The 357-nt window shown below is 66.1% G+C and carries 1 protein-coding gene; it reads right to left on the reverse strand.

What is annotated here, in order from left to right; translation table 11 throughout:
* Nucleotides 1-357, reverse strand: a 357-nt coding sequence (locus FLP08_RS17435; protein ID WP_202912821.1) for a lipase secretion chaperone, incomplete at both ends; no start/stop codon positions are given.

A 357-nucleotide genomic window follows, 5' to 3' on the forward strand; every position in this document is an offset into this window, starting at 1 on the left:
CCAGGGTGAACTGGTTGTAGGTTTCCTCGTCGGCGAAGAACGCCACGTGCGCTTCGTTGCTGAAGATCCGCGCGCGCAGGGCTTTCACCGCGGCTTCCCGCTGGCGCAGGGCGTCGAGGTCGGCCAGGCGCGGCAGGTCGCGTTCGAGCAGCACCAGTTCCTTCTTGTAGTCGATGTATTGCTGCATCAGCGCCAACGCCTGGCCGCGCGCCGGCTCCTGGAGTTCGGCGGCGATGTAGGCGCGCAGGCGGTCCAGGCTTTGCTGCAGGGGCTCTTCGCCGACGGCGCTGAGGAAGTAGTCGAACAGGTTGCGGATGTCGCGGGTGATCAGCAGGTTGCCGCTGGCGTCGACACTGA

This window comes from Christiangramia aestuarii (assembly GCF_009735585.1).
Taxonomy (GTDB): Bacteria; Bacteroidota; Bacteroidia; order Flavobacteriales; family Flavobacteriaceae; genus Christiangramia; species Christiangramia aestuarii.